General features: G+C 39.7%; 1 protein-coding gene and 1 pseudogene. Both read right to left on the minus strand.

What is annotated here, in order from left to right:
• Positions 1-365: pseudogene (locus GMD1S_RS10590) on the minus strand (type II toxin-antitoxin system RelE/ParE family toxin); the annotation flags it as partial.
• A gap of 156 nt (positions 366-521) precedes the next feature.
• On the minus strand, positions 522-803 hold a 282-nt coding region (locus tag GMD1S_RS10595), incomplete at its 5' end, for a TIGR02328 family protein (protein WP_000463624.1).

The raw sequence follows: 803 nt of genomic DNA on the forward strand, positions 1-803 counted from the left end.
TATTTTTCATCACTTAACCCTCTTTCTTTTAAGTCCTTCAGTTCACGCTTGGCTTTATCAATCTCTCTCCTAGGAGTTTTCTGAGTCTTTTTAACAAAATGATGTAAAAGAACAAAACTCCCATCAAACCACGCTACAAATAAAATCCTATCCCTCAGAGGTCTTAGTTCCTAAATTTCATCTTCCAAATGTTTGATATAGGGTTCACCAGCTCTAGTCCCATGCTGACTCAACAACTCAATATAGTCATTTAATTTATTGAGTTTGATGCGACTATCCTTACTTTTCTGACTAGCCAATTCTCTCATATAATCTAAGACTGGCTCATTTCCATTTTTGTCCTTATAGAAGTAAATTGTATGCACCAAGTAGCCTCTTTCTAATTAAATTATAACTCAAAAGTTATTAAAAGCAAATTCTAATATTCATAAAAAGGAGACCTTAGAATCATTCTAAAGGTCTCATCTTTATTATTCGAAAAAATTACGAGAAGAGTTATAATGTGGAGCTAATCCTGACTCTTACACCAACTCAATGCCTTTCTCTCGGAGATTAGCCAGACATTCCTCATAGTATCCTGCATCATGCTCACTGTAGACGGGATTGTCCAACTTCTCCTCAGGCAAGTCTTCATAGGGAGGGCAGGTTTTGCCACGGTAGTCCTTGTCCAGCCACTCTGGACTGACATTGTAGCCACGGCCAGCCATCTCCTCCATGATCAAGCGATGATAGGCATAGAGACGATAGGGCGAGTGGGTAAAGACATAGTCCACCGTCGCATGCTTTCTGCCCCAGCCATTGCC

Source organism: Streptococcus sp. GMD1S, assembly GCF_000296875.1.
Taxonomy (GTDB): domain Bacteria; phylum Bacillota; class Bacilli; order Lactobacillales; family Streptococcaceae; genus Streptococcus.